The sequence below is a fragment of the Amycolatopsis kentuckyensis genome (genome assembly GCF_041679295.1).
Classification (GTDB): domain Bacteria; phylum Actinomycetota; class Actinomycetes; order Mycobacteriales; family Pseudonocardiaceae; genus Amycolatopsis; species Amycolatopsis kentuckyensis_A.
This window is the reverse complement of the sequence record NZ_JBGDMD010000015.1, coordinates 105,157-130,961: the sequence shown is the minus strand read 5'-3', so window position 1 is coordinate 130,961 and position 25,805 is coordinate 105,157. Positions and strand designations below refer to the sequence as shown.

The window sequence follows — 25,805 nt, the reverse complement described above, 5'->3', positions numbered from 1 at the left end:
ATGGGGCAACGAAACCGCGAGTGCTCCTGGTCGAGGACGACCGGGAACTGGCGGGCATGCTCACCGAGCTGCTCGCGGACGAAGGCTACGAAATCGACGCGGCGCACGACGGGCAACGGGGGCTGCACCTCGGGCTCACCGGGCACTACGACGTGCTGATCATCGACCGCCGGCTCCCGGTGCTGGACGGCCTGGAGCTGCTGCGGCGGCTGCGGGCCCGGGCGGTGACTACGCGCGTGCTGGTGCTCTCGGCGCTGGGCGAGCTGGCCGACCGGGTGGGCGGGCTCGACGCCGGCGCCGACGACTACCTCGTCAAGCCGTTCGAGGCCGACGAGCTGCTGGCCCGCCTGCGCGCGCTCGGCCGCCGCGACCTCGAAGGCGCGGAGTGCCTGCCACTCGGCGCGGCGGCGCTCGACCTGCAGCGGCACGAGGTCGTGCTGCCGCGCGGGGAGCGGATCACGCTGTCCGGGCGGGAGTTCGAGCTGCTGCGGACGCTGGCGCAGCGGCCGAAGGCGATCCACCCGCGCGCGGCGCTGCGCACGAACGTCTTCGCCGACTCGACCGGGGAGTCCATTGTGGACACGTACGTCTACTACCTGCGGCGCAAGCTCGGCCGCGACGTCGTCCGGACCGTGCACGGCCTCGGCTACCAGATCGGCGCGGTATGAGAGCCGACCCCGAGGAGCGGGCCCTGCGGCGGGCGCGGTGGGCGATCACCGCGCAGGTCGCCGTGGTCGTGTCGCTGCTGGTCGCCGTCGCGGGCGGGATCGCCTACGGGATCCTGCTGTCCCGCCAGCACGCCGAGGCCGACCGCACGCTGGCCAGGACGGTCGAGCTGGGCCCGGCCGAGACCCCGCCCGGCTGCGTCTGGCTGTTCACCCCGGTCCTGCACGCGCCCGCGGGCCGCCCGCCGGCCGGGATGCCGATCGCGGCGCTGGACGCGACGGTGCCGGCGGCCGGGGACGTTCACACGGAACGGCGTTCGATCGGCGACATGACGTACACGATCCGCGTCGAGAACCGCGGCGGCGTCGTCTCGCAGGCGTTCTTTGAGGAGCTGTACCAGATCCAGGACCGCTCGTCGCTGGTGTCCGGGCTGGTGGTCGCGGAGGTGCTCGCCCTGCTGGCCGCCGTGCTGTGCGGCCGGGTGCTGGCGTGCCGGGCGATCCGCCCGCTGGCCGACGCGCTGCGCCGGCAGCGGACGTTCGTCGCGGACGCGTCCCACGAGCTGCGCGCCCCGCTGACCCGCCTGCACACGCGGGCGCAGCTGCTGGCCCGGCGCGCGTCCGGCCGCGACGCGGCCGACCTCGACCAGCTGGTGCGCGGCACGCGCGAGCTCGGCGAAGTCGTCGAGGACCTGCTGCTGTCGGCGCGGGCGTGCGACCGGCAGACGCTGGAGCTGGTGGAACTGGGGTCGCTCGCGGAAGAAGCCGTCGCGGCGGAGGCGGTCCGCGCGGGGGAGGGCCAGGTCCGGCTCGCGGTGTCGAAGGAACGGCGGCCGTACGTGGTCCAGGGCGTGCCGACGGCGTTGCGGCGCGTGCTGTCGGCGTTGCTGGACAACGCGTTGGGCCACACCCCGCCGGGCGGGTCGATCGAGGTGTGGCTGGGGGTGCCGGACGAAGCACACGTGGAGCTGCGGGTCCGCGACACGGGAGCCGGCTTCCCGGCGGCCGACGCGGATCGGATCTTCGAGCGCTTCGCCCGTGGATCCGATGGCGACGGCCGCCGGTTCGGGCTGGGGCTGGCGTTGGTCCGCGAAGTGGTGACGGGCCACGGCGGCACGATCGCGGCGGCGGGCCGCCCGGGCGCGGGCGCGACGTTCACCCTCCGGCTGCGCCGCGCCGGCGAGGTCAGCCCGTGATGCCCAGAGCGAAGCGGATCTCCCGCGCCAGCGCCGGTTCGAGCTGATCGCAGAGGACTTCCATTTCGGCTCGCCGGCCGGCCGGCGGTGGGGTGTACACGCCGGTCACGTGCTTCTGCCAGGAGTGGATGTCCTGGTGGGCCGCGGCGGCCAGCTCCGGGTCCGCCAGCAGGAGGAGGTCGGTGTGCAGCCGCGTCCAGCTGTCCTGGGCACGGAGGAGGGCCGCGGCCGCGCGCCGGGTGTGCAGCGGCCGGCCGGCGGCGAGCAGATCTTGGAGCGTCGCCGGGTCGATGAACTTGCCGCGCAGGAACTCCACCACCTGACGGGTGACCGCGGGGGAGGGGTCCGTCAGCAGGGGCAGCACCGCGGCCGACTCCGGCGCGATCCGGCGCAGGCCGCGGACCGCCACCCGCCGGATCCGGGGCCGGTCGTCGCCGAGCCGGCTTTCCAGCAGGCCGGCGTCTTCGGCCGTGCCGGTCTCGCCGAGCCCGGCCAGCATGCCGAACGAGACCGGCATCGCGCGGTAGCGGACAGCTGGGTCGCCACCCGCCTTGAGCACCAGGGCTTGGGCCATCGACCGCACGGCCGAAGCCGGGTCGGCCAAGTACTCCTCGGCGCGGCCGACCATGGTGAGCGCTCGCATCCGGACCTTCGGTGCTCCGGCGGCCAGGAGTTCCTCGACGCACTCGCCGCGGTCCAGCAGCGCGGTGCCGGTGATCGCGCGCACGACGAAGTCCTCGTCGCGCGTCGCGATGTCCAACAGCCGGTCCCGCGGAAGGAGACCGAGCGCCTCGCGGTGGGCCCAGCGGCGGGTTTCCCGGTCCTCGACGGCCAGCGCGGCGTCGAGCAGCCTGGGCAGGTTTTCGCGCAGCAGCGCGATCATCCAGTCGTCGACCTGGCGGCGCCGCAGGACGCCGAGGAGCGGGAGCATCGCGCGCAGCGACGATTCGTCCAGTTTGGACACCGCGGCCCGGCGCGCCGCCGCGCGGACCGGCGCGACCCAGTCGACGCAGCGGATCAGCAGCAGCGGCAGCGCTTCGGGGTCCGGGCTGACCGCGAGCCGGTGGACCGCCGCCTCCCGCAGGTAGCCGTCGGACGAGCAGGCGGCGACGACCAGTGCTTCCCTCGGGGTGCAGCGAGTGCCGGCGGGCCAGTAGGTCCGCCGGAGCTCCAGGTCGAAATCCGCCCACCGCCGCACGTCACCGTCGATGAGCTGGTCGAGGTCCAACACCCCCTCAGCGTGCCAGGGGCGTCGACTCGTTTTCAGCTCAGCAGGGCCTGCACCGCCGCGGGGGCGTCGGCGATCGCGACCGGGTTCTGCTCCCGGGTCGCGAGGCTGCGGACCGTCACGTTGCCCGCCGCCCAGTCCTCCTGGCCGACGATCACCACCGCGGCCGCGCCGGCCTTGTCCGCGCGGGTCAGCTCCTTGCCCAGCTTGCGGTGCTCGATCGGCGTCGACGTCCGCAGGCCCGCGCCGCGCAGGGACGCCGCCACCGAGCGGGCCGCGTCCGAGAGGTCCTCGGTCACCGGGATCACCATGACGTCGACCTCGCTGCGCGGGGCCGGGGTCAGGCCGTGCGTGTCGAGGAAGTCCATCAGCGTGACGTCACCCATGCCGAAGCCGATGCCCGGGATCTGCTGCGGCGTGAACATCGACGCGAGGTCGCTGTAGCGCCCGCCGCCGAACAGCGCGCGGCGGTTCTCCGGCGAGGTGTCGAAGACCTCGAACACGGTCGACGTGTAGTACGCCAGCCCGCGCACGATCATCGGCTCGTACTTCACCAGGCTGCCCGCGCTGCTGTTCAGCACCTTCACCAGGTTCGACTGCTCGCGCACCTCGGCCGGGAGCTCGTCGAGCAGCGCCTCGCCCATGTCGAGCGTCTCGGCCAGCTTCTCGAACTGCTTGTCCGACAAGCCGATCTCGCCGGCGCTCTCGGCCAGCTTCTCGCGCGGGTACTTCTCCCAGCGGTCGACGAGCGCGAACACCTGGGCCAGGTGGTCTTCGGAGACGCCGGCGACGTCGGTCAGCGCCGACGTCAGCAGGTTCCGGTCGTTGACGCGCAGCACGAACATGTCCGGCGTCGCGCCCAGCGCAGCCATCATGTCGTGCACCAGCTCGAAGATCTCGATCTCGCAGTTGGCGCTGTCCGACCCGAAGATGTCGGCGTTGATCTGCCAGTGCTCGCGGACGCGGCCGCGCTGCGGCGCCTCGTACCGGTGGCAGTTCGGGTGGCTGTACCACCGGACGGGGAACGACAGCGACTTCGCGCTCCCGGCGATCATCCGCGCGACCGACGGCGTCATCTCCGGACGCAGCGCCAGCCGCCGGCCGCCCTTGTCGGTGAGGGTGTAGAGCTGCTTGTCCGCGAGCTCCTGCCCGGACTTCCGCTCGTAGATCTCGGCCGACTCGAGGATCGGGCCGTCGTAGCGGAGGAAGCCGCGGCGCTCCAGGACGTCGTAGAGATGACCGAACACCTGGGTACGCACGGACATTTCGGCGGGCAGGAAGTCCCGGGTCCCCTTGTAGGGCGCGGTCGGCAGGTATTCAGGCACGTGACCAGCTTAACGACCGGTTCAGAGGACTCCGTAGGCGGTGATGAGGACGGCGGCGGCGAGCAGCACGGCGCCGACGCTGGTGACGCGTCCGCCTCGCCGGCCCTGGTTGGGGAGCAGGTGCAGGAAGAAGCCGCCGGACTGGGCGAGGATCCCGAAGAGCAGCAGGAAGCAGGTGATCCACAGCGTGGTGTCCGACAGGGTCGTGCGGCTGAGGATCTGCAGGACGACCAGGGCGAGGACCAGCAGGACACCGGCGTGCGCGTGGCCGGCGCGGAACATCGCGCGCTGGTGTTCGGTGAGCTTGCGGTCCCGCAGGACGCCCATCAGGGCGTAGCCCCCGTACATGACGGTGGGCAGCGAGACCAGGGCGATCACGGTGAAGAGCTGGGTGGGTCCGTGCATCGGGGGACTCCTTCTCGGGGTGGTGGAGGCTACCGTAACACTGTTTTAAAACAGTGTCACCAAACCAGGCATTCCCCGATCGGGAAACTAGGCTTCGCGGCCCTGGGCCAGCACCAGCAGCGGGTTCCGCAGCGCGGCCAGCGACGCCAGCGGGTCACCCTCGACGACGAGCACATCCGCCGCCAAACCGGCCTCGAGCCGCCCGGTCACGTCGGCCAGCCCCAGCCCCGCCGCGGAATCGCACGTGGCGATCTCCAAGATCCGCCGCCGCGAAAACCCGAGCCACTCGTACAGCTCCAGCGCCCCCACCGGATCGTCGAAGACCGACCCCGGCAGCCCCGCGTCCGTCCCCGCCAGCAGCCGTACGCCGTGCTCCTCCAGCCACGGCAGGCGGCCGTACATCGCCTGGGCGACTTCGTCGCCGAGCTTCTCGACGATCGTTCGCCAGTTGCGGCTGCTCGTCGAACACGCCGAGATGCCCGAAGCCGCCATCCGCGACGCCACCGCGTCCCGCCGGTCGAACGACCGTGGTCCCGTCAGAAAACTGCAGTGCTCGACCGTCGACACCCCGGCCTCGACGGCTGCCTCGATCGCGTCCGCGCCGTGGGCGTGGGCCGCCACCGGCAGGCCGTGCGACGCCGCGTGCGCAACCACCACCGAGAGCTGCCGCGCGTCGAACTGCGATTCCCACATGTCCGCGCCGCCCTCGGTGATCTGGCCGCCGCTGGCCATCACCTTGATCACGTCCGCGCCCGCTTCCGCGTTGGCATCGATCAACGCGCGGATATCGTCGTCGGATGTCACCGCGCCGCCGAAGAAGTGGCAGTGCCCGTCCGGCACCGTGATCGGCGGGCCCGACACCAGCAGCCGGGGCGCCACCTCGTCCGAGAACGACCGCCGGACCGAAGTGCCCAGGTGGCCGCGGTCCCCGAGGTCCCGCACGGTCGTGACGCCGCTGCGCAGCATCGACGACAACCGCGAACGCGCGTCTTCGACCGAAGTGCCTTCGGAGAAGTGCGCCAGCATCTCCCGGGAAGCGTCGAAAGCCAGGTGCACGTGGACGTTGAACAACCCGGCCAGCGCGGTCCCGGTCGGGAAGTCATGGCGGACGGCGTCCGGCGCGGCCTGCGGCAGCACCTCCGCGCGCGGGCCGGCCGCCACGATCACGCCGTCGCGCACCAGCACCGCGCCGTCGACGACCGGCGCCGAGGGGCGCGGCAGCACCCGGCCGGCGGTGATCACCGTGTCCACGTCACGACTCCATGGCCGCCGACAGCGCCAGCAGCGGCCGGACGTCGGATTCGATGTCGTCCGCCGGTGCGGGCAGGACCTGCTTGGCGTGGCCGTCGTTCTCCTCGCCCGCCGCGTGCCGCGCCAGCGCCGCCTTCAACGCCGCCGCCGCGGAGCGGGGATCGGTCGCGACGACTTCGCCGAACCCTTCGTCCAGGTACGGCGACAGCTGCACCAGGCCGTCGCGGATCTCGATCACCCGGCGGTAGTGGACGCGGTGGATGCTGCGCGGCGACAGGCGTTCGCCGCGACTGCGGGGCGGGGTCCGCAGCACGATGCTGGGGAACGCCTGCACCAGGACCGTCCACAACGGACCGAGTGCCTCGTGCTCCCGGCGGTGCTGACGCCGTCGCCGCAACGCCGAAACCCGCGCCCGCACGCCGGGGTAGGTGACGCCGAGCAGGAACAGCATCCCGCCGACGATCACGAACGGCACCCCGAGCAGCAGCAGGATCTTGACGACCGGGCCGAACACCCACGCCACCACGATGTACAGCGCGCGGAAGATGCTGCCGATCGCCGCGCTGGCCAGGCCGATCGCGCCCAGCCGCAGGCCGATCCGCAGGTTCCGGTCGGCCACCCGCTGGTAGCGGACGATCCACGTCGTACAGGCGATCAGGCCGTAGATCAGGTACAGCCCGGCGCCGAGGTAGAAGCTCGCGACGCCGCTGTCGTGGATCGTCGACGGCCCGAGCGGGAGCCCGCGCAGCTCGGGCGCCGTCAGGGCCATCGTCACGACCATCAGCGTGATCGCCGCGGCCAGCGGCACCAGCTCGACCGCCACCCGGCGGTAGCGCCGCGGGCCCAGCGCCGAGCCGAGGAAGAAGATGACCAGCGCGCAGACCGCGCACGCCAGCAGCGCGTTGTTGGCGACGCGCGCGGCACCGCGGCCGAACACCGCGTCGACCTCGTCGGACACGACCTGCTGCTGCAGCAGGAACGCCGCGGCGAACCCGGCGACGCACGCGGTGACGGCCCAGTTCGGCACCGTCGGCGCGCGCTGCACCTGGTAGATCCGCCACGCCAAGGCAGCGGCGAACAGCACCATCGCGACAACGTTCACGGGGCTGAAAAGTGTGCTCACAACCACCCTTGGTGATCGCCGAGCGTCCCCTGGATCCGGCGGAGATCCCGGTCCGCAGCACGCCGCGGGATCGTGTAGTTCAGGACCGACGCCCACTCGAGGATGATGGTCGCGACGGTCTCGGCTTCCCACTCGTGGGCGTCATCGTAGGACGAGCGACGCAGTGCGCGGTGTACTGCATCCGGGTCAAGATCCGGAACCGGACCGCGCAGGAAGTCCGCCGGCTCGGCGTCGCCGTGCGGGTGGTGGTCGGCCAGCATGTGGCCGAGCTCGTGCAGGATGATGTGGTCCTGGTGGGATTTCGTGGTTTCGGCCTGATAAAAGATGTAATCCGCGGAAGAAGTGGCGATCCAGCAACCGAACGGGCCCGGCACCTCCAGCGGATAGGCCATCAGCCGGATCGGCTTGCCCCGTTGTTCGCCCAGCCGCGCGCAGAGCACTTCGACGTCGAGCGGCGGGCCGATGTCCAGCTGCTTCAGCAGCTTGCGGCAGCGGCGGCGCAGCTCCCGTTCCTTCATCGCGCGGCGTCCTCCGGGTTCCGGCCCTCGCGTTCGGCCCGCTCGTAGCGCTCCACCAGCTCCAGCAGGTCCATCACCTGCCGGCGCCCCTGCGGCGAAAGCTCCTGCGCCCGCATCGCCATCAGCTGCGCTTCCCCGGCCGGGGGCGCGGCCGCCTCTTCGTCGAAGAAGTACGTGACGGGCACGCCGAACAGTCTCGCCAAGGCCTCAACATAGTGGATCTTCGGGTTGACGCGCTTGCCCGTGGCCAGCTGCTGCAGGTAGGCGGGCGACATCGCCGGCCCACCCGCCCGCTCGACCGCGGCCGAGATCTCCCGGTAGCTGTGCGGCGCGCGGCCGTCGACCCGAGCCGCCTCGATCAGGGCGCTCAGCCGTTCCGCGAAAGTGCGTTCCCGTGCCATACCCGCCCCCTAGGTTTCCACCGTGAAAATTCTAGCCCGGAAACCACTGTACGCACATGTTGACAGCTATCGTATGCAGTGGTTTACAGTTGGCACGCCTCTCGTCTTGCTCTCCGTACCCTGGGGGTGTACGGAACCGCAAGACGAGAGGCTGTCGTGTCTTCTCGACTCGTCATGATCGCCCCGGTGTAGTACGCTTCAGCTTGCCAAGGTCGAACGCCCTCGCGGCGATCCCTTGGCCACGGCCTGTTGCCGGAGGTCGACCCCCAGGGCTTCCGGTGACAGGCCCCTTACTTTTCAGGACATCAGCGTGGCGGCCACGGTGCCGCCCAGCTCGGTGCACGCGTCCAAGGTCTTCTTGTCCGGCTCGCCCGTGCTGATCACCGGCGCCGCCACCTTCTCCCAGGCCAAGCCCGTCGTGATGGCGAGCAGCTGGCGTTCGGTTCCCGACGTGTCGCTGCCGCCGTGGATCCAGTAGCCGAACGGCCGGCCCCGCGTCGCGTCCAGGCACGGGTAATAAACGGTGTCGAAGAAGTGCTTCAGCGCCCCGCTCATGCTGCCCAGGTTCGCGGGCGTGCCCAGCAGGTAGCCGTCCGCCTCGAGGACGTCGGGGACGGTCGCCGCCAGTGCCGCGCGGCGGACCACCTCCACGCCCTCGATGTCCGGGTGCGTCGCGCCCGCCAGCACCGCCTCGAACAGCGCCTGCGTCGACGGCGACGGCGTGTGGTGGACGATGAGCAGCCGCGGCATCAGGCGAGCAGCTCCTCGACAGCCGTCCGCAACGCGCCCAGCCGCGCGGTCGCGGCGTCACGCGCCTCCGCGAGCGAACCCGGCACCGGGGCCACGACCTGCAGGTACGCCTTCAGCTTCGGTTCCGTCCCGGACGGGCGGACGACCACGCGCACGCCTTCGCCGGTCAGGCGCAGCACATCCGCGTCCGGCAGCAGGTCTTCGAGCGTGACGGCGACCCCGCCCAGCTCGGCCGGCGGCGTCTCCCGCACCTTCGCCATCAGCTGCCCGCGGACGGCGAGGTCGGTCACCCGCAGGGAAACCTGGTCGGTGAGGTGGACGCCGTGGCGCTCGGCCAGCTCGTCCAGGACGTCCAGCGGCGTGCGGCCCCGCGCCTTCAGCCGCGCGGTGTAGCCGGCCGCCAGCGTCGCGGCGGCGATGCCGTCCTTGTCGCGCACGAAACCCGGGTTCACGCACAGGCCGAGCGCTTCTTCGTAGGCGAAGACCAAGCCTTCGCCGGCGCGGACGAGCCACTTGAAGCCGGTGAGCGTCTCGGCGTAGCGGGCGCCTTCGGCTTTCGCGATCTCGCCGAGCATCGACGACGACACGATCGTCGTCGCGACCAGCGGGTCCGGCAGGACCGTGCGGTCCACTGTGGACAGGACGTACGAGCCGAGCAGGACACCGGTCTCGTCGCCGCGCAGCATCCGCCACCGGCCGTCCCGGTCGCGGACGCCCAGCGCGCAGCGGTCGGCGTCCGGGTCGAGCGCGATCGCCAGGTCGGCGTCCACTTCGGACGCCAGCGCCAGCAGCAGGTCGGTCGCGCCGGGTTCTTCCGGGTTCGGGAACGACACGGTCGGGAAGTCCGGGTCCGGCGCGGCCTGGTCGTCCACCAGGTGCAGGTCGGTGAACCCGGCCCGCTCGAACGCGGCGCGCAGCGTGTCGGCGCCGACGCCGTGCAACGCCGTCGCGGCCACGCGCACCGTGCGCTCGGCGCCCATCGGCAGCGTCGCGACTTCGTCGAGGTAGGAGTCGAGCAGGTCGACGACCTCGGCACCGGGCGCCCGCGGCACGCTCACCGCGGCGGGCGCGGCCTGGATGGCCCGCTCGATCTCGCCGTCGGCCGGCGGGACGATCTGGCCGCCGGTGGCGTCGTAGAGCTTGTACCCGTTGTCGGCGGGCGGGTTGTGCGACGCGGTGATCTGGATGCCGGCCACCGCGCCGAGGCGCCCGACGGCGAACGCGAGCACCGGCGTCGGCAGCGGCTTCGGGAACACCTTGACGTCGAACCCGGCCGCGACGAGGACCTCGGCGGCCGCGGTCGCGAAGGCTTCCGAGCCGTGCCGCGCGTCCCGCCCGACGACGACCAGCGCGCCGGCGTGCCCGTGCGCCTTCAGCCATTCCGCGACACCAGCAGTCGTCCGCGTGACGACGGCGACGTTCATCCCGTTCGGCCCGGCGCGCACCGGCCCGCGCAGCCCCGCGGTGCCGAACTCGAGGGGCCCGGCCATCCGGTCGGCCAGCTCGTCGGCCGCACCGGCGTCGCCGCCCGTCGCCTTCGCGAGAACGTTCTGCAGCTCGGCGCGCGCGTCGTCGTCCGGGTCGTCGGCGATCCAGCGGGAGGCGGCGTCGCGCAAGGTCGAATCCATCGTCACCGCGCCAGCCTACGGGCTAGGGTCGGGAGAGTGCGCTTGCTCTTCACCTCACTGGGGTCCTTCGGTCACACGTTCCCGCTCGTCCCGCTGGCGGTCGCCGCGCGGGACGCGGGCCACGACGTCGTCTTCGCCACCTCGGAAGACTTCCTGCCACAGCTGACGAAAGCCGGCCTGGAGACGGCGGCCGCCGGGCTCGCCATCAAGGACGCGTTCGGGCAGGCCTTCGCCGAGGCCGGGCCGCCCGGCCCGCGGCGCCCACCGGGCGAGGTCCCGCCGGAGGTGCTCGGGCCGATCGTCGGGAAGGTCTTCGGCGAGCTGATGCCGAAGACGTTCGTCGCCGACCTGCTGCCGCTGTTCTCGCGGTTCCGGCCCGAGCTCGTCGTGAGCGAGGCCGGCAACTCCGGCGGCGCGTTCGCCGCGATGAAGGCCGGGATTCCCGTGGTGGCACACGGGTTCGGCCGCGTGTCGAGCGACGACCCGATGGTGACGAAGATCCGCGACGCGATCCGCGCGCACGGTTCCGAACTGGGCATCACGCTCGGCGAAGACCTGGCGTTCGGCGGCCCGTTCATCGACATCTGCCCGGAATCGGTGCAGGACCCGGGTTTCCTGGCGCGGACGAAGCGCGTCCCGCTGCGGCCGGTGGGCTGGAGCGAGCCGGGCGAGCTGCCTTCGGGGGTGCTGGACCGCTCGCGGCCGTTGGTGTACCTGACGCTCGGCACGGCGATGGGCCACGCGGGCGTGCTGGGCGCGGCGATCGCCGGTCTGTCCGGTTTGGACGTCGACGTCCTGGTCGCGACGGGCCCGACGGTCGACCCGGCGGCACTGGGCGAGGTCCCGGCCAACGTCCGGCTCGAGACGTGGGTCGCGCAGGCGGCGTTGCTGCCGCACGTCGACCTGGTGGTCCACCACGGCGGCAGCGGCACGACGCTCGGCGCGTTCGGCGCGGGCCGCCCGCAGCTGCTGCTGCCACAGGGCGCGGACCAGTTCAGCAACGCGGCCGCGGTAGTGGCGGCCGGCGTAGGCGACCGCCTCTTGGCCGCCGACGTCTCAGCTGAAGCGGTGGCCGCGAAAGCCCGTCACCTGCTCACGGACTCCGCGGTTCGCGACGCGGCCCGCACCTTGGCCGGGGAAGTCGCGGCGATGCCGTCCCCGGCCGAGGTGGCCGCCCAGCTCCCGACCTTGGCCTGAAGCGCCCCAATGTGGCCTTGGTTGCGTCTGACGCACCCAAGGTGGCCTTCGGTGCGTCAGACGCACCGAAGGCCACCTTGGGGCGCTCGGGTCAGGCGCGGGTGACCAGCTCGCGCAGCAGGGAGCCCATCTGCGTCGCCGCCGCGCGGCCCGCTTCGAGGACTTCCTGGTGGTTCAGCGGCTCGCCCGTCATGCCGGCCGCGAGGTTCGTCACCAGCGACAGCCCGAACACCTCGACCCCGGCCGCGCGGGCCGCGATCGCCTCGAGGACCGTCGACATGCCGACCAGGTCCGCGCCCAGCGTGCGCAGCATGTGGATTTCGGCCGGCGTCTCGAAGTGCGGGCCGGTCAGGCCCGCGTAGACGCCCTCCTCCAGCGACGGGTCGATCTCCCGCGCGATCTTCCGCAGCCGCGCCGAGTACAGGTCGGTCAGGTCGACGAAGTTCGCGCCCACGATCGGCGAGCGCGCGGTCAGGTTCAGGTGGTCGGAGATCAGCACCGGCTGACCCACCTTGAAGCCCTGGCGCAGCCCGCCCGCCGCGTTCGTCAGCAGCACCGTCCGGACGCCGGCCGCCGCCGCGGTGCGCACGTTGTGCACCACCGGGTCGATGCCCTTGCCCTCGTAGAAGTGCGTCCGCCCGAGCAGCACCAGGACGTTCTTGTCGCCGATCTTCAGCGAGCGGATGGTGCCGCCGTGCCCCACCGCGCCGGGCGTGGTGAAGCCGGGCAGCTCGGCGAACGGGATCTCCGTCTCGCACTCCCCGATGACGTCCGCCGCCGGGCGCCAGCCCGACCCCAGGACCACCGCGATGTCGTGCGCGTCCACGCCGGTGCGCTTGGCGATGGCGCTCGCGGCCTCGTGTTCACTCATGCGAGGGAGCGTAACCGGACACTTCGCGCCACCAGGAACACCACCAGCCCGAACGGCGACAGGAAGATCGTCAGCACCAGGATCGGGCTCACGATCCACACCGAAAGCCCCGCTGACCGGCCTTCGAAGTACATCCACCGCGCGATGAACAGGTCGAACGCGATGAGGTGCGCCCAGACGAGCCCGGCGCCCCACGGCGTGGCCAGCAGCGTCTGCAGCACGCCGAGGTCCGGCGAGAGCATCGCCCGCCCCCACTCGCCGAAGTGCGGCAGCTCGAGCGCGAAGTAGCAGGCCAGCGGCAGCAGCGGCACCCACGGCGACGCCATGATCCGCGGCGTCCACCGCCAGTTCGGCGCCAGGATCATCACCGCCCAGAACGGCACGGCCAGCGGGAACGCGAGGTCGAAGAGGATCATCGGGTCACGGCCCACGAGCTGAGCCCGACGGCCGCGACCAGCGCCGCGAACGCGCCCAGCGTCGTGGCGTCCGGGTGCACGATCGACTGCGCCCGCAGCGCCTGCCACGTCACCAGCGCGGTCAGCCCCGCGTACCCGGCGGCACCGACCAGGACGAGCCGCGCGCGGACGGCGTCGTCGCGCAGCCGGGCGAACCGCGGGGCCAGCGCCGCGAGCGCGATGGCCAGCAGCGGCAGCACCTGCAGCGCGTGCATCCCGACGAAGTGCGGGATCCGCAGGTCGCCCGCCACCGTGCTCCAGCCGAGGATGGGCAGACCGGGGCCGCCGTCGGCGAGCCCGACGGTGTGCGCGCCGACCGTGTCCGGCGTGCCCCCGGTCTGCCACTGCGCGAGCTGCTGCGCGGTCGGCGACGTCATCAGGATGCCCAGCGAAATCCCCACCAGGGACAGCACGGCGCCGGCGCGCACGGCCCAGAAGCTCGCCCGGTCCTCGAGCTTGGTGAAAAGGACCAGGACGGTCAGCACGAGCGTGGCGACCCACAGACCCATGATCATCTTGCCCATGACGTTGTAGATCAGCGCGTCCTGCGGCGTGGCGTTGTTGAAGTGGCTCGCCCGGCCGCGCGCCGCCTGGAAGACCAGCAGGACGTACTCTGCGGCGAAGATCAGGACCAGGAAGTTCGTCAGCCAGGACGCCGTGCGCCGGAACCGCGGCAGCAGCGAGACGAGCCAGCTCCAGGTGGCGAAGTAGAGGGCGCCGGACACCGCGAACTTGAACGGCTTCGCCCAGATCGGCGCGCCGGCCAGGGTTCGCTGGTCCACGAGCAGGGCGGCGACGCAGAGCACCGCCACCACCCCCAGGGCGGCGGCCGCGATCGCGGACGGCCGGTGCCACCCGCGCGTTCTGCTCCGGACGTCGGCAAGGATGGTCATGGTTCCTCCCAGAATGGATAGTCAAGCTCTCCGTTATGGGAAGCTAAACTATCCATGCTGAGAAGTCTTCAGGGTTCCCCCGGAGACCGACCCGGGGATCGGAGCGGATGCGCATGCGGATGGCGGAACTGAGCGCCGAGTCGGGGGTGCCGGTCGCGACCGTCAAGTACTACCTGCGGGAAGGCCTGCTCTTCCCGGGCGAGCGCACCAGCCCCAACCAGGCCCGCTACTCCGCGGCCCACGTCCAGCGGCTCCGGCTGGTCAAGGCGCTCACCGAGGTGGGCGGGCTGCCGCTGGCGTCGGTCGGAGCGGTCCTCGCCGCGATCGACGGCGACGCGACCCCGCACGAGACGATGGGCGTCGTCCAGCAGGAGCTGGCGGGGACCCCGCCCAAGGTGTCGGACGAGGCCGCCGAGTGGGCGTCCGAGCTGCTCCACGACCTGGCCGACCGCCACGGCTGGGCGTGGCACGGGACGGAGGACCACACGATCGGCAACCTCATCGCCGCGCTGGCCACGGCGAAGGAGCTGGGGCACGAGAAGCTCGCCGACCGCCTCGACGAGTACTTCGCGCTGGCGATGCGCGTCGCGGAGCTCGACGTCGAAGTCGTGACGGGCCTGACGTCCTTCGACAAGATCATCGAGGCCGGCCTGGTCGCGACGGTCCTGGGCGACCGGATCTTCACCGGCCTGCGCCACCTCGCGCAGGAGTTCGCGTCCCGCGAGGTGCTGGACCGGGCGCCCTAGTCGGTGACCTGCAGCGTCCCCGCGACGCGCTCGAAGACGTCCTCCTGGCCCGACCGCTCCTGCTCGGCCGGGACGGTGACCGACAGGAGCCACAGGCTCGTCCCGGCCTGCAGCAGCTTCATGAAGGTCACGCGGGTGCCGCCGCTGCCGTCCTGCTGGGGCAGCGCGCCGCCCTCGGCCAGGCGGTAGGTCAGCGTCTCGCTCTTGTCCGGCTGGGGCCAGGGGCCGTACAGCTCGAACGTGTTGTCCGGGTAGGCCTGCCGCAGCCAGCTGACGTAGTCGTCGTAGCCCTCGGTCTGGTCGAAGTACTTCGCGAGCCGCTCCAGGCGCAGCGACCGGCGCCCGTCCGGGGAGACGTACTGGACGACCAGGCTCAGCCCGAACCTCGAGTTGTGCGGGGCGACGAACTTCTGCCAGCCCTCCGGCACCTGGAGGGTGTACTGGCCGCCGTCGTTGTTGAGGTAGCTGCCGTTGCCGGTCAGGGGGACCAGGGTCGGCGGCGGCACCTGCGTCGGCCCGTTCGACGTGGGCGCCGGCTCGGCGGCCGGGGGCAGCAGCGACTGCCCGCCGACCGTCCTGGCCAGCGCGAACCCGCCGCCCGCGGCCAGCAGGAAGAGCAGGATCGCCACGGCGACGAGCACGGCCGTCGCCCGCGCGGTGCGCCGCCCGGCCCGCGGCGGCGCGACGAACAGGGTCGCCGGCTCCGGCGAAGGCGAGGACGAGGACGAGGACGAAGGGGCCGGCGGTGTGGGCGGCCGCAGGAACGGCAGCGGCCCGGGGTCGGTGGCGAGCTCGCTGCTCGACTCCTCGGACTTCTTCTCCGCCTTCTCGGGCAGGACGGTCTTGATCACCTGGGTGTCGGTCGCGTCCGGCTGCGCGGACGTCTTCTTCCCGTCCGGGGTGCGGAACAGCTCGGGCCCGAAGAGGTCGAGCGGCGTCTTCGTCTGCAGCGGGTAGAGCCGGTGCCGGACCTCGCGCAGGGTGATCCGGTCGCCCGGCTCCTTCTTCATCAACGCCGTGATGACGGCGGCCAGCGGGCCGGCCTTCGGCTTGGGCACCTTGCCGTTGACGACCTTGCCGACGGTTTCCAGGGGGTCGCCGTCGGCGTCGTACGGCGGTGCGCCCTCGACCGCGGCGAACAGCGTCGCGCCGAGGCCCCAGAGGTCGGCGGCCGGGACGACCGCGCCGCCCGAGGCGACCTCGGGCGCGATGTAGGCGGGGGAGCCGAGCATGATCCCGGTGCGGGTCATGGTCGCCTCGGAGACGTTGCGGGCGATGCCGAAGTCGGTCAGCTTGATCCGGCCGTCGCTGGCGACCAGGACGTTGCCCGGCTTGACGTCGCGGTGGGTGATGCCGGCGGCGTGCGCGGCCTCCAGCGCGGAGGCCACGGCGATGCCGACCGCGGCGGCCTGCTCGACGGTCAGCGGCCCGTGGTCGCGCAGGATGTGCGCGAGGCTGCGCGAGGGCAGCAGCTCCATGACCACGAACGGCTGGTCGTTCTCGCGGGCGACGTCGTGCAGGATGATCACGTTCGGGTGGGACAGGACGGCGATCGCGCGGGCCTCGCGCAGCGTCCGCTCCCGCAGCTCGTCCGCCTGGGACGCCGGGATGCCCGGCGGCACCTTCATCTCCTTGACGGCCACCTGCCGGTGCAGGAACTCGTCGTAGGCGGACCAGACGGTGCCCATCGAGCCGGAGCCGAGCACCGAACGCAGCCGGTAGCGACCGGCGACCACTCGTGTCTCTTCGCTGGAGGGGGGCACCCCCTGATTGTGTCGTACCCGAATCACCCCTGACCGCATAGGGGCGCGACTAGAGTCACAGGTCGGACGCGGCCCGTGCCTCTACCATCACTGGGTATGACTGAAGTGGCCGGTCCGGAGTCAGTGCCGATCTCCGAACTCGACCTGGCGGCCGAGTTCCCCCAGGCGACGCGCGAGCAGTGGCAGGAGCTCGTCGCCGGTGTCCTGCGCAAGAGCGGCAGGCTGCCGGAGGACTTCACGGGCGCCCCGGAGAGCAAGCTCGTCACGCGGACCTACGACGGGATCGAGATCCAGCCGCTGTACACGGCCGAGGACGCGCCGGGCGACGCCGGCTTCCCCGGGCTGCCGCCCTACGTGCGCGGCGCGCGGCCGGAAGGCCAGGTCAGCACCGGCTGGGACGTCCGGGCCCGGTTCACCGGCGACGACGCCCGCGAAGTCAACAAGGCGATCCTCGCCGACCTCGAAGGCGGCGTGACGTCGATCTGGCTGACCGTCGCGCCCGCAGTGCTGGCTGACGCGCTCAACGAGGTCTATCTCGACTTGGCGCCGGTCGTCCTGGACGCCGGCGCCGGCTTCGAAGCCGCCGCTTCCGAGTTGTTCGCGTTGTTCGACGAGCGCGAGATCCCGGCGAGCGAGGCCACCGCGGTGCTGGGCGCCGACCCGATCGGGCTCGCCGCGCGCACCGGTTCGGCCGCCGATCTCGGACCGGCCGCCGCGCTCGCCGCGCGTGTCGCCGGGAAGTACCCGAAGGTGCGCACGCTCGTCGCCGACGGCCTGCCGTTCCACGAGGCGGGCGGGTCGGACGCGCAGGAGCTCGGCGCGCTGATCGCCGCCGGCGTCGCCTACCTGCGGGCGTTGACGGACGCGGGTCTCGACGTCGAGGCCGCGGCCGGCCAGCTCGAGTTCCGGATCGCCGCGACCGCCGACCAGTTCTCCACCATCGCCAAGCTGCGCGCGGCCCGCCGCCTGTGGGCGCGCGTCGCCGAGGTGTGCGGCTTCGCCTCGCCGATGCGCCAGCACGCCGTGACGTCGCCGGCGATGCTGACCCAGCGCGACCCCTGGGTGAACATGCTGCGCACGACGGTCGCCTGCTTCGGCGCCGGTGTCGGCGGCGCGGACGCGGTCACCGTGCTGCCGTTCGACGCCGCGATCGGCAAGCCCGACGCGTTCTCCGCGCGGATCGCCCGCAACACCCACGCGGTGCTGCTGGAGGAGTCCAAGCTGGCCGGCGTGGTCGACCCGGCGGGCGGCTCCTGGTACGTCGAGAAGCTCACCGACGACCTCGCGCACGCGGCCTGGGCTGAGTTCACCGCCATCGAAGGCGCGGGCGGCCTGGTCGACGAACTCGCTTCGGGCGCGCTCGCCGGGCGGCTCGCCGAGACGTGGGAGAAGCGGTCCCAGCGGATCGCCACCCGCCGCGACCCGCTCACCGGCGTCAGCGAGTTCCCGAACCTGGCCGAGAAACCGGTGGTCCGGACGCCGCTGGAGTCCCCTGTGGACGGTGGGCTGCCCCGGCACCGGTACGCCGAAGGCTTCGAAGCCCTGCGGGACGCTTCGGACGCGTACCTCGCTTCGCATGGCGAACGGCCGAAGATCTTCCTGGCCACGCTGGGCCCGGTCGCCGCGCACACCGCGCGGGCCGGCTTCGCCGCCAACCTCTTCCAGGCCGGCGGGATCGAGGCCGTCAACCCGGGCGCGACCGACGACCTGCCCGGCGCGTTCCGCGCGTCCGGCGCGAAGGTCGCCTGCCTTTGCGGCACCGACGACGCCTACGCGGCGCAGGCGGCCGACGTCGCGAAGTCGCTCGGTGCCGACCACGTACTGCTGGCGGGCAAGGGGTCCTACGACGGCGTGGACGGCAACGTCTTCGCCGGCTGCGACGCCCTCGACGTCCTGAACGGCCTGCACGCCAAGCTGGGAGTCACGCGATGAGCATCCCGAACTTCGCCGGTCTCGACCTCGGCACGCCGTCGCCGGCCGACCGCGACGCCTGGGCCAAGGCCGTCCAGGAAGCCACCGGCAAGGGCCCCGACGCCCTGGCCTGGGAGACGCCCGAAGGCATCGGCGTCAAGCCGGTCTACACCGCCGATGACCTGTCCGATGTGGACTTCCTGAGCACGTACCCGGGCGTCGCGCCGTTCCTGCGCGGCCCGTACCCGACGATGTACGTCAACCAGCCGTGGACCATCCGCCAGTACGCCGGGTTCTCCACCGCCGAGGAGTCCAACGCCTTCTACCGCCGCAACCTCGCCGCCGGCCAGAAGGGCCTGTCGGTCGCCTTCGACCTGGCCACCCACCGCGGCTACGACTCCGACCACCCGCGCGTCTCCGGCGACGTCGGCATGGCGGGTGTCGCGATCGACTCCATCTACGACATGCGCCAGCTCTTCGACGGCATCCCGCTCGACAAGATGTCGGTGTCGATGACGATGAACGGCGCGGTGCTTCCGGTGCTCGCGCTGTACGTCGTCGCGGCCGAGGAGCAGGGAGTCAAACCCGAACAGCTCGCGGGGACCATCCAGAACGACATCCTCAAGGAGTTCATGGTCCGCAACACCTACATCTACCCGCCGCAGCCGTCGATGCGGATCATCTCCGACATCTTCTCCTTCACTTCGCAGCACATGCCGAAGTACAACTCGATCTCCATCTCCGGCTACCACATGCAGGAAGCCGGGGCGACCGCCGACCTGGAGCTGGCGTACACGCTCGCCGACGGCGTCGAGTACATCCGCTCGGGCGTCGACGCCGGCCTGAGCGTCGACAAGTTCGCGCCGCGGCTGTCGTTCTTCTGGGCGATCGGCATGAACTTCTTCATGGAGGTCGCGAAGCTGCGCGCGGCGCGGCTGCTGTGGGCGAAGCTCGTGAAAGGCTTCGACCCTCAGAGTTCGAAGTCGCTTTCGCTGCGGACGCACTCCCAGACGTCGGGCTGGTCGCTGACCGCGCAGGACGTCTACAACAACGTCGTCCGCACCTGCGTCGAGGCGATGGCCGCGACCCAGGGGCACACGCAGTCGCTGCACACCAACGCCCTCGACGAGGCCTTGGCGCTGCCGACGGACTTCTCCGCGCGGATCGCCCGCAACACGCAGCTGCTGCTGCAGCAGGAATCCGGCACCACGCGCGTGATCGACCCGTGGGGCGGCAGCGCGTTCGTCGAGAAGCTGACCTACGACCTCGCGCGCAAGGCGTGGGGCCACATCAGCGAGGTCGAGCAGGCCGGCGGCATGGCCAAGGCGATCGACGCGGGCATCCCCAAGCTGCGCATCGAAGAGGCCGCCGCGCGCACCCAGGCGCGCATCGACTCCGGCCGCCAGCCCGTCATCGGCGTGAACAAGTACCAGGTGACGAGCGACGAAGACATCGAAGTGCTCAAAGTGGACAACGCGGGCGTCCGCACGCAGCAGCTGGAGAAGCTGCGACGGCTGCGCGAAGAGCGCGACGGCCAGGCGACCGAGGACGCGCTGCGGCGGCTCACCGAAGGCGCCGGCAACGGCGGCAACCTCCTGGAACTGGCGATCGACGCGGCCCGTGCGAAGGCCACGGTCGGCGAGATCTCCGACGCGCTGGAGAAGATCTGGGGCAGGCACTCCGGGCAGATCCGGACGATTTCGGGCGTCTACCGCGAAGAGGTGGGTAAGTCGCAGAACGTCGAGAAGGCCCGCGCGCTGGTCGAAGAGTTCGCCGCGGAGGAGGGCCGGCGGCCCCGGATCCTCGTCGCGAAGATGGGCCAGGACGGCCACGACCGCGGCCAGAAGGTGATCGCCACCGGCTTCGCCGACATCGGCTTCGACGTCGACGTCGGCCCGCTGTTCTCCACCCCGGCCGAGGTCGCGCGGCAGGCGATCGAGGCGGACGTGCACGTCGTCGGCGTCTCGTCGCTGGCCGCTGGCCACCTCTCGCTGGTGCCCGCGCTGCGCCACGAGCTCGCCGAGCTGGGCCGCGAGGACATCATGGTGGTCGTCGGCGGGGTCATCCCGCCGCAGGACTACCCGGCGCTGCGCGAGGCCGGCGCGGCCGCGATCTTCGGGCCCGGCACGGTGCTCGCGGACGCCGCCATCGACCTGCTCGGCCAGCTGACGGCGCAGGAGTCCTGACCCTTGCCGCGCAAGATCGACGTCACCGCCTACGCGAAGGGCGTCTTGGCGGGGGACCGCGGGACGCTCTCGAAGGCGATCACGCTGGTCGAGTCGCAGCGGGAGGACCACCGGGCGCTGGCCCAGGAGCTGCTGGTCGAGCTGCTGCCGTCGGCCGGCGGCGCGCGGCGCGTCGGGATCACCGGCGTGCCCGGTGTCGGCAAGTCGACATTCATCGATCAGCTGGGCACGGACCTGACGGCGGCCGGGCATCGCGTCGCCGTGCTGGCGGTCGACCCGTCGTCGACGCGCACCGGCGGCTCGATCCTCGGCGACAAGACCCGGATGGCGCGCCTGGCGGTCGACGAACGGGCGTTCATCCGGCCGTCGCCGACGTCCGGGACGCTCGGCGGTGTCGCGCGGGCGACCCGCGAGACGATCGTGCTGATGGAGGCCGCCGGCTACGACGTCGTGCTGGTCGAGACGGTCGGCGTCGGGCAGTCCGAGGTGACCGTCGCGAACATGGTCGACTGCTTCCTGTTCCTGACGCTCGCGCGCACGGGCGACCAGCTTCAGGGCATCAAGAAGGGCGTGCTGGAGCTCGCCGACGTCATCGCCGTCAACAAGGCCGACGGCGACCACGAACGAGACGCCAAGCGGGCGGCGCGAGAGCTTTCGGGCGCGCTGCGGATGATCTACGGGCCCGAAGCGTCGTGGACCCCGCCCGTGCTGACCTGCAGCGGCCTGCACAACCTGCGTCTCGACGAGGTCTGGGGCGCGATCGAGCAGCACCGCGAAGCGCTCACGGCGTCCGGTGAGCTGGCCGCGCGCCGCCGGCAGCAGCAGGTCGACTGGACGTGGGCGATGGTGCGCGAACAGCTGCTGAGTCGCCTGGCGGCGCATCCGGACGTGCGAACGGTCGTTCCCGACGTCGAACGGGCGGTGCGGGACGGTGAACTGACGGCTACCCTCGGTGCTCAGCGGATCCTCGACGCGTTCAATCCACCCGCTGGTGGCTGACGCCCGGGCGGTCCGCGGGCAGAATGCCTGGTGGCGGCGAAGGGATGACATGGCGAAGCTGCGGGGTCTGGTCCTGGCCGGAGTGCTGGGCGCGGTGCTGTTCACCGCGTCGCCGGCGGCCGCCGAACCGGTGCGTTCGGACAACGCGGTGGCAGTGGCGGTGGCGCACGCGGCCGTCGGGCCGGTCCTGGCGCAGACCCAGCCGCCCGGCCCGGTCCTCGACCCGGCCCAGACCGACAAGGCGAACACCGAGAAGACGAAGAACAAGCTGATCGCGGGCGTCGTCGCCGTCGCTTTGCTCGGCATCGTCATCTGGGGACGGCGGATCCGTTCGAAGAAGGCCAAGAGCTCCTGACGCGTTCGGGTCTGCCGAAGTGGTGCACGCCGTTCAACGCAGATCCGGTACCGGCCATCTAGGACGGCCGTTTTCGAGGCGCGCGTTGCCGCCTGCATGGTGCACGATCGTCTGCAAATGCGTACGACAGATCGATCGGCACGTTGCGTGACCCCAGCCGCTGCCCGGGTTACCCGTGTTGCGGGAGGAGGTGCGGCGTGACGGTGTTGGACTCACGACCGGACGTTCCAGGCGACCCCCATGGGCGCATCATCAACCCCATGGAGGGGTCCGAAGCGCTCATTTCCGAAGCCGGCGTAAGCATGGCTCCCGTGGAGGACCTTGGTGCGGGCCGCGGCCCGTTCTGGCTCGACGACTGGCTGCGCGCCAACGCGACCGACGTGCTCGCCTGGCGCCGGCACATCCACGCGCACCCGGAACTGTCGCGGCACGAGTTCGCGACCACGGAGCTGATCGTCACGCTGCTGCGCTCGGTCGGGCTCAAGCCGTGGGTGCTGCCCGGCGGCACCGGCGTCGTCTGCGACATCGGCAGCGGCGAGCGGTGCGTGGCGCTGCGCGCGGACATGGACGCGCTGCCGCTCACCGAAGCGACCGGGCTGCCCTACGCGTCGACCGTCGAAGGCGCGGCCCACATGTGCGGCCACGACGCCCACACCGCGATCCTGCTGGGCGCGGCCCGCGCGCTGGCCGGCGCGCCGGAGCTGCCCGGCCGCGTCCGGCTGGTCTTCCAGCACGCCGAGGAGGTCATGCCCGGCGGCGCGCTGGACATGATCGCGGCCGGTGCGCTGGACGGCGTCGAGCGGATCTACGGCCTGCACGTCGACCCGCGGCTCGAGGTCGGCAAGATCGGCATGCGCGTCGGCGCCCTGACGTCGGCGGCGGACCTGATCGAGCTGCGCCTGACCTCGCCGGGCGGGCACACGTCCCGGCCGCACCTGACGGCCGACCTGGTCCACGCGCTGGGCACGGTGATCACCGGGCTGCCCGCGCTGCTCTCGCGGCGGGTCGACCCGCGCTCGGGCACGGTCCTGGTCTGGGGCGCGGTCCACGCGGGCCAGGCGGCCAACGCGGTCCCGCAGGACGGCGTCCTGCGCGGCACCCTGCGGACCGCCGACCACGAGGTCTGGACGGCCCTGGAGCCGCTGGTGGCGTCGTCGGTGGAGTCCCTGCTGGCGCCCACGGGCGTCGGCTTCTCGCTCGACTACCGCCGCGGCGTGCCGCCGGTGGTGTCCGATCCGGACTCGACGGCCCTGATGCGCGCGGGCGCGGAAGCGGCGTTGGGCGAGGGCGCGGTGGCGCCGACGGAGCAGTCGTCCGGCGGCGAGGACTTCGGCTGGTACCTGGAGCACGTCCAGGGCGCGTTCGCCCGATTGGGTGTCTGGCCCGGCGAGCCGGACCCCCAGTCCGACATCCACCGCCCGACCTTCGTCCTCGACGAGCGAGCCCTGCTGTGCGGGGTCCGGACCCTGGTCCACACCGCTTTGACGTCCCTCGCCTGAGCGGCGGGGCCGGCGAAGCCGGGTGCCGCGGCCGCTTCTGGCCCTGGTGAGTGTCTTGAATGACTCATTCATGTCGTCCGACGACATGAATGAGTCATTCAAGACGTTTGCCGGGCGCGGGGTTGTCCACAGCTTTTCGCAGTTGTCCACAGGTCGTGAACCGGTCCTTCCCCTGATCGGGGGAGGGTCGTTTTGCGTGCCCGCGATCATGGCGGCAGACTGGACGGCGGCCTGGCTCGAAGAGCCCGGTCCACCTGCGGTTTTCCTTGTGCGGCAACGTGAATCACGTTCGCGTGACGGCGGGTCGAAGCGCGCGCGACGGCCTGGGGGCGCGTGGTCGCGGGGGTGCCGGTGCCGGCCGGCAAGGGGTCGTGGTAGCGCTCAGGCGGCCGAGTTGTCCACAGGGTGTGGAGTCAGCCGGTGATGCCCGAACAGGGGCGGGTCCGCAGGTCGTCGACGTAGTCCGCGGGCGCTCCGGCGGCCTCCGCGGCGTCGGCCAGCACGCCCAGGTACCGCGCCGACGGCAGGCCGCCCTCGTAGGCGTCCAGGACGTACAGCCAGGCCAGCGCCGAGCCGTCCATCGTCTGCACCCGTAGCCGGATCTTCGAGTGGATCCCGAGCTCGCCGCCTTCCCAGCGGTCCAGCCCGGTCTCGTCCAGCGGCGTGACGTCGTACAACACGACGAAGACCCGGGAACCCGGGTCCTCGACGATCGTCGCCAGGGCACCTTCCCAGCCGAGGTCCTCGCCGCCGAAGGTCAGGCGCCACCCCTCCAGCCAGCCGGTGCCGGCCATCGGAGAGTGCGGCGCGCGCTCCAGCATCTGGGCGGGCTCCATGTTCGATCCGTACGCGGCATACAACGGCACGCCGACAGCGTAGCGACACCTGGCTGACCCGAGTGGACGCACTCGCCGTGTTCGCCCACTTCAGTGTCCGGACACCTGCGCCGCGTACGGTGAGAGCACCGCACGGACTGCCTTGAGGAGGACCCAGGTGACCAGGATCGTGATCATGGGCGGAGGCCCGGCCGGCTACGAAGCCGCGCTGGTGGCAGCCCAGCACGGAGCCGACGTCACGATCGTCGAAAAGGACGGCCTGGGCGGCGCCTGCGTCCTCTACGACTGCGTCCCCTCGAAGACGTTCATCGCCAGCTCCGGCGCGCTGGCCAAGATGCACGACCTCGGCGAGCTCGGCATCAACACCGACCTGGCCGACACCAGCATCGACCTCCCGACCGTGCACGGCCGGGTGAAGGGCCTCGCGCTCGCCCAGTCCGCCGACATCCGCGCCCGCGTCCAGCGCGAAGGCGTCCGCGTCCTCATCGGCGAAGCCCGCTTCTGCGACGAAGAGCCCGGCCTGGCGACCCACAAGGTCGCCGTGACGACGGCCGAGGGCACCGAGAAGCTGCCCGCCGACGTCGTCCTGATCGCCACCGGGGCCACCCCGCGCGTGCTGCCCGGCGCGGTGCCCGACGGCGAGCGCATCCTCGACTGGCGCCAGCTCTACGAGCTCCAGGAGCTGCCCGAGCACCTCGCCGTGATCGGCTCGGGCGTCACCGGCGCCGAGTTCGCGTCCGCCTACACCGAGATGGGCGTCAAGGTGACCGTCGTCTCCAGCCGCGACCGCGTTCTCCCGCACGAGGACGCCGACGCCGCCGCGGTGCTCGAAGAGGTCTTCTCGCAGCGCGGCACGACCGTCGCGAAGCAGGCGCGCGCCGACCGCGTCGAGCGCACCGAAAAGGGCGTCGAGATCTTCCTCGCCGACGGCCGCGTGATCGAAGCCAGCCACGCGCTGATGACCGTCGGGTCGGTCCCGAACACCAAGGACATCGGCCTCGACAAGGTCGGCATCTCGCCCGGCCCCGGCGGGTTCATCACCGTCGACCGCGTTTCGCGCACCTCCGTTCCCGGGATCTACGCCGCCGGCGACTGCACCGGCGTGCTCATGCTGGCCTCGGTGGCGAGCATGCAGGGCCGCATCGCGATGTGGCACGCGCTGGGCGAGGGCGTCGCGCCGATCAAGCTCAAGACCGTCGCCGCCAACGTGTTCACCCACCCGGAGATCGCCACTGTCGGCATCAGCCAGCAGGCGATCGACTCCGGCGAGGTGCCCGCGCGCACCATCATGCTGCCCCTGGCCACCAACGCGCGCGCGAAGATGGAGGGCCTCCGCCGAGGCTTCGTGAAGCTGTTCTGCCGCCCCGCCACCGGCGTGGTCGTCGGTGGTGTCGTCGTGGCGCCGCAGGCGAGCGAGCTCATCCTTCCCATCGCGCTCGCCGTCCAGAACCAGCTCACAGTGGACCACCTGGCACTGACATTTTCCGTTTACCCGTCGCTCTCGGGCTCGATCACCGAGGCCGGGCGGCAGCTCATGCGCCACGACGATCTGGACTAGATCGGTAGGCAACCCGTCGCGCCCCGTCGCGTCTTGTCGGTTGTAC

General features: G+C 71.9%; 24 protein-coding genes. 10 read left to right on the top strand and 14 right to left on the bottom strand.

Annotated elements, in window-relative coordinates; all coding sequences use genetic code 11:
• Nucleotides 1–20 precede the first annotated feature (20 nt).
• Entirely contained in the window at nt 21–668 is a 648-nt protein-coding gene (locus ACERZO_RS44880) for a response regulator transcription factor (RefSeq protein WP_372672148.1), read from the top strand.
• A complete protein-coding gene (locus ACERZO_RS44875; RefSeq protein ID WP_372672092.1) occupies nt 665–1,861 on the top strand; it encodes a sensor histidine kinase in 1,197 nt (398 codons plus the stop codon). The genes ACERZO_RS44880 and ACERZO_RS44875 overlap by 4 nt, the downstream gene beginning before the upstream one ends.
• Here the strand turns inward: ACERZO_RS44875 and ACERZO_RS44870 are convergent.
• The 9 genes from ACERZO_RS44870 to ACERZO_RS44830 all read right to left on the bottom strand — a co-directional run bounded on the left by ACERZO_RS44870 (nt 1,851) and on the right by ACERZO_RS44830 (nt 10,490).
• Nucleotides 1,851–3,092, bottom strand: a complete 1,242-nt coding sequence (locus ACERZO_RS44870; RefSeq protein WP_372672091.1) for a HEAT repeat domain-containing protein — start codon at nt 3,090–3,092, stop codon at nt 1,851–1,853. The two genes, ACERZO_RS44875 and ACERZO_RS44870, sit on opposite strands and share 11 nt — an antisense overlap.
• 32 nt (nt 3,093–3,124) lie before the next feature.
• Nucleotides 3,125–4,414 (bottom strand): histidine--tRNA ligase, encoded by a 1,290-nt coding sequence (gene hisS / locus ACERZO_RS44865; RefSeq protein ID WP_372672090.1) that lies wholly within the window; start codon nt 4,412–4,414, stop codon nt 3,125–3,127.
• A gap of 21 nt (nt 4,415–4,435) precedes the next feature.
• The gene (locus ACERZO_RS44860) at nt 4,436–4,819 is read right to left on the bottom strand and encodes a hypothetical protein (RefSeq protein ID WP_372672089.1); all 384 of its coding nucleotides are present in this window, start codon (nt 4,817–4,819) and stop codon (nt 4,436–4,438) included.
• An 87-nt stretch (nt 4,820–4,906) separates the two neighbouring features.
• A complete protein-coding gene (locus tag ACERZO_RS44855) occupies nt 4,907–6,070 on the bottom strand; it encodes an amidohydrolase family protein (RefSeq protein ID WP_372672088.1) in 1,164 nt (387 codons plus the stop codon).
• Nucleotide 6,071: 1 nt separating this feature from the next.
• Nucleotides 6,072–7,193, bottom strand: coding sequence for an MAB_1171c family putative transporter (locus ACERZO_RS44850; RefSeq protein ID WP_372672087.1), 1,122 nt, complete (start codon nt 7,191–7,193; stop codon nt 6,072–6,074).
• Nucleotides 7,190–7,711: a hypothetical protein gene (locus tag ACERZO_RS44845; RefSeq protein WP_364460348.1), complete on the bottom strand. Its 522-nt coding sequence runs from the start codon at nt 7,709–7,711 to the stop codon at nt 7,190–7,192. The genes ACERZO_RS44850 and ACERZO_RS44845 overlap by 4 nt, the downstream gene beginning before the upstream one ends.
• Nucleotides 7,708–8,112 carry an XRE family transcriptional regulator gene (locus tag ACERZO_RS44840; protein ID WP_284748016.1) on the bottom strand — a complete coding sequence of 135 codons (405 nt, stop codon included), beginning with the start codon at nt 8,110–8,112 and terminating at the stop codon, nt 7,708–7,710. The genes ACERZO_RS44845 and ACERZO_RS44840 overlap by 4 nt, the downstream gene beginning before the upstream one ends.
• Nucleotides 8,113–8,409: 297 nt before the next feature.
• Nucleotides 8,410–8,862 carry a flavodoxin family protein gene (locus ACERZO_RS44835; RefSeq protein ID WP_372672086.1) on the bottom strand — a complete coding sequence of 151 codons (453 nt, stop codon included), beginning with the start codon at nt 8,860–8,862 and terminating at the stop codon, nt 8,410–8,412.
• Nucleotides 8,862–10,490 carry a phospho-sugar mutase gene (locus tag ACERZO_RS44830; RefSeq protein WP_372672147.1) on the bottom strand — a complete coding sequence of 543 codons (1,629 nt, stop codon included), beginning with the start codon at nt 10,488–10,490 and terminating at the stop codon, nt 8,862–8,864. The genes ACERZO_RS44835 and ACERZO_RS44830 overlap by 1 nt, the downstream gene beginning before the upstream one ends.
• A gap of 36 nt (nt 10,491–10,526) precedes the next feature.
• Between ACERZO_RS44830 and ACERZO_RS44825 the strand changes: the two genes are divergently transcribed.
• Entirely contained in the window at nt 10,527–11,687 is a 1,161-nt protein-coding gene (locus ACERZO_RS44825; RefSeq protein ID WP_372672085.1) for a glycosyltransferase, read from the top strand.
• 91 nt (nt 11,688–11,778) lie between these two features.
• Here the strand turns inward: ACERZO_RS44825 and ACERZO_RS44820 are convergent, their stop codons facing one another.
• The 3 genes from ACERZO_RS44820 to ACERZO_RS44810 are packed head-to-tail and all read right to left on the bottom strand — an operon-like array spanning nt 11,779 to nt 13,906.
• On the bottom strand, nt 11,779–12,558 hold the full coding sequence (locus ACERZO_RS44820) for a purine-nucleoside phosphorylase (RefSeq protein WP_372672084.1): 780 nt from the start codon (nt 12,556–12,558) through the stop codon (nt 11,779–11,781).
• Nucleotides 12,555–12,974 carry an ABA4-like family protein gene (locus ACERZO_RS44815; RefSeq protein ID WP_372672083.1) on the bottom strand — a complete coding sequence of 140 codons (420 nt, stop codon included), beginning with the start codon at nt 12,972–12,974 and terminating at the stop codon, nt 12,555–12,557. Before ACERZO_RS44815 ends, ACERZO_RS44820 begins: the two co-directional genes overlap by 4 nt.
• Nucleotides 12,971–13,906 carry a hypothetical protein gene (locus ACERZO_RS44810; RefSeq protein WP_372672082.1) on the bottom strand — a complete coding sequence of 312 codons (936 nt, stop codon included), beginning with the start codon at nt 13,904–13,906 and terminating at the stop codon, nt 12,971–12,973. The genes ACERZO_RS44815 and ACERZO_RS44810 overlap by 4 nt, the downstream gene beginning before the upstream one ends.
• A 113-nt stretch (nt 13,907–14,019) precedes the next feature.
• Here ACERZO_RS44810 and ACERZO_RS44805 point away from each other — a divergent pair, with 113 nt between their 5' ends.
• Nucleotides 14,020–14,652 (top strand): MerR family transcriptional regulator, encoded by a 633-nt coding sequence (locus tag ACERZO_RS44805; protein WP_372672146.1) that lies wholly within the window; start codon nt 14,020–14,022, stop codon nt 14,650–14,652.
• Here the strand turns inward: ACERZO_RS44805 and ACERZO_RS44800 are convergent.
• The gene (locus tag ACERZO_RS44800; RefSeq protein WP_372672145.1) at nt 14,649–16,388 is read right to left on the bottom strand and encodes a serine/threonine-protein kinase; all 1,740 of its coding nucleotides are present in this window, start codon (nt 16,386–16,388) and stop codon (nt 14,649–14,651) included. The genes ACERZO_RS44805 and ACERZO_RS44800 overlap by 4 nt on opposite strands.
• 123 nt (nt 16,389–16,511) lie before the next feature.
• Between ACERZO_RS44800 and ACERZO_RS44795 the strand changes: the two genes are divergently transcribed.
• The 5 genes from ACERZO_RS44795 (at nt 16,512) to ACERZO_RS44775 (ending at nt 23,365) form a co-directional block, all read left to right on the top strand.
• Nucleotides 16,512–18,347 carry a methylmalonyl-CoA mutase family protein gene (locus tag ACERZO_RS44795; protein WP_372672081.1) on the top strand — a complete coding sequence of 612 codons (1,836 nt, stop codon included), beginning with the start codon at nt 16,512–16,514 and terminating at the stop codon, nt 18,345–18,347.
• Nucleotides 18,344–20,512, top strand: coding sequence for a methylmalonyl-CoA mutase (gene scpA, locus ACERZO_RS44790; protein ID WP_372672080.1), 2,169 nt, complete (start codon nt 18,344–18,346; stop codon nt 20,510–20,512). The genes ACERZO_RS44795 and scpA overlap by 4 nt, the downstream gene beginning before the upstream one ends.
• Before the next feature lie 3 nt (nt 20,513–20,515).
• Nucleotides 20,516–21,511: a methylmalonyl Co-A mutase-associated GTPase MeaB gene (gene meaB, locus ACERZO_RS44785; RefSeq protein WP_372672079.1), complete on the top strand. Its 996-nt coding sequence runs from the start codon at nt 20,516–20,518 to the stop codon at nt 21,509–21,511.
• 49 nt (nt 21,512–21,560) lie between these two features.
• The gene (locus ACERZO_RS44780) at nt 21,561–21,866 is read left to right on the top strand and encodes a hypothetical protein (protein ID WP_372672078.1); all 306 of its coding nucleotides are present in this window, start codon (nt 21,561–21,563) and stop codon (nt 21,864–21,866) included.
• A gap of 197 nt (nt 21,867–22,063) precedes the next feature.
• Complete coding sequence (locus ACERZO_RS44775; protein ID WP_372672077.1) at nt 22,064–23,365, top strand: amidohydrolase; 1,302 nt, start codon at nt 22,064–22,066, stop codon at nt 23,363–23,365.
• A 413-nt stretch (nt 23,366–23,778) separates the two neighbouring features.
• Here the strand turns inward: ACERZO_RS44775 and ACERZO_RS44770 are convergent, their stop codons facing one another.
• Complete coding sequence (locus tag ACERZO_RS44770) at nt 23,779–24,231, bottom strand: gamma-glutamylcyclotransferase (protein ID WP_372672076.1); 453 nt, start codon at nt 24,229–24,231, stop codon at nt 23,779–23,781.
• Between the two features lie 127 nt (nt 24,232–24,358).
• On the opposite strand from ACERZO_RS44770, the gene ACERZO_RS44765 reads away from it, so the two are divergent.
• Entirely contained in the window at nt 24,359–25,759 is a 1,401-nt protein-coding gene (locus ACERZO_RS44765) for an NAD(P)H-quinone dehydrogenase (RefSeq protein ID WP_372672075.1), read from the top strand.
• Nucleotides 25,760–25,805: the final 46 nt, after the last annotated feature.

Excerpts from the sequence above, each read along its gene's own strand:
- ACERZO_RS44875 (WP_372672092.1), top strand. The coding sequence starts at position 665 with ATGAGAGCCGACCCCGAGGAGCGGGCCCTGCGGCGGGCGCGGTGGGCG.
- ACERZO_RS44860 (WP_372672089.1), bottom strand. The coding sequence starts at position 4,819 with ATGCACGGACCCACCCAGCTCTTCACCGTGATCGCCCTGGTCTCGCTG.
- ACERZO_RS44845 (WP_364460348.1), bottom strand. The coding sequence starts at position 7,711 with ATGAAGGAACGGGAGCTGCGCCGCCGCTGCCGCAAGCTGCTGAAGCAG.
- ACERZO_RS44840 (WP_284748016.1), bottom strand. The coding sequence starts at position 8,112 with ATGGCACGGGAACGCACTTTCGCGGAACGGCTGAGCGCCCTGATCGAG.
- ACERZO_RS44835 (WP_372672086.1), bottom strand. The coding sequence starts at position 8,862 with ATGCCGCGGCTGCTCATCGTCCACCACACGCCGTCGCCGTCGACGCAG.
- ACERZO_RS44830 (WP_372672147.1), bottom strand. The coding sequence starts at position 10,490 with ATGGATTCGACCTTGCGCGACGCCGCCTCCCGCTGGATCGCCGACGAC.
- ACERZO_RS44820 (WP_372672084.1), bottom strand. The coding sequence starts at position 12,558 with ATGAGTGAACACGAGGCCGCGAGCGCCATCGCCAAGCGCACCGGCGTG.
- ACERZO_RS44815 (WP_372672083.1), bottom strand. The coding sequence starts at position 12,974 with ATGATCCTCTTCGACCTCGCGTTCCCGCTGGCCGTGCCGTTCTGGGCG.
- ACERZO_RS44810 (WP_372672082.1), bottom strand. The coding sequence starts at position 13,906 with ATGACCATCCTTGCCGACGTCCGGAGCAGAACGCGCGGGTGGCACCGG.
- ACERZO_RS44805 (WP_372672146.1), top strand. The coding sequence starts at position 14,020 with ATGCGGATGGCGGAACTGAGCGCCGAGTCGGGGGTGCCGGTCGCGACC.
- ACERZO_RS44795 (WP_372672081.1), top strand. The coding sequence starts at position 16,512 with ATGACTGAAGTGGCCGGTCCGGAGTCAGTGCCGATCTCCGAACTCGAC.
- scpA (WP_372672080.1), top strand. The coding sequence starts at position 18,344 with ATGAGCATCCCGAACTTCGCCGGTCTCGACCTCGGCACGCCGTCGCCG.
- ACERZO_RS44780 (WP_372672078.1), top strand. The coding sequence starts at position 21,561 with ATGGCGAAGCTGCGGGGTCTGGTCCTGGCCGGAGTGCTGGGCGCGGTG.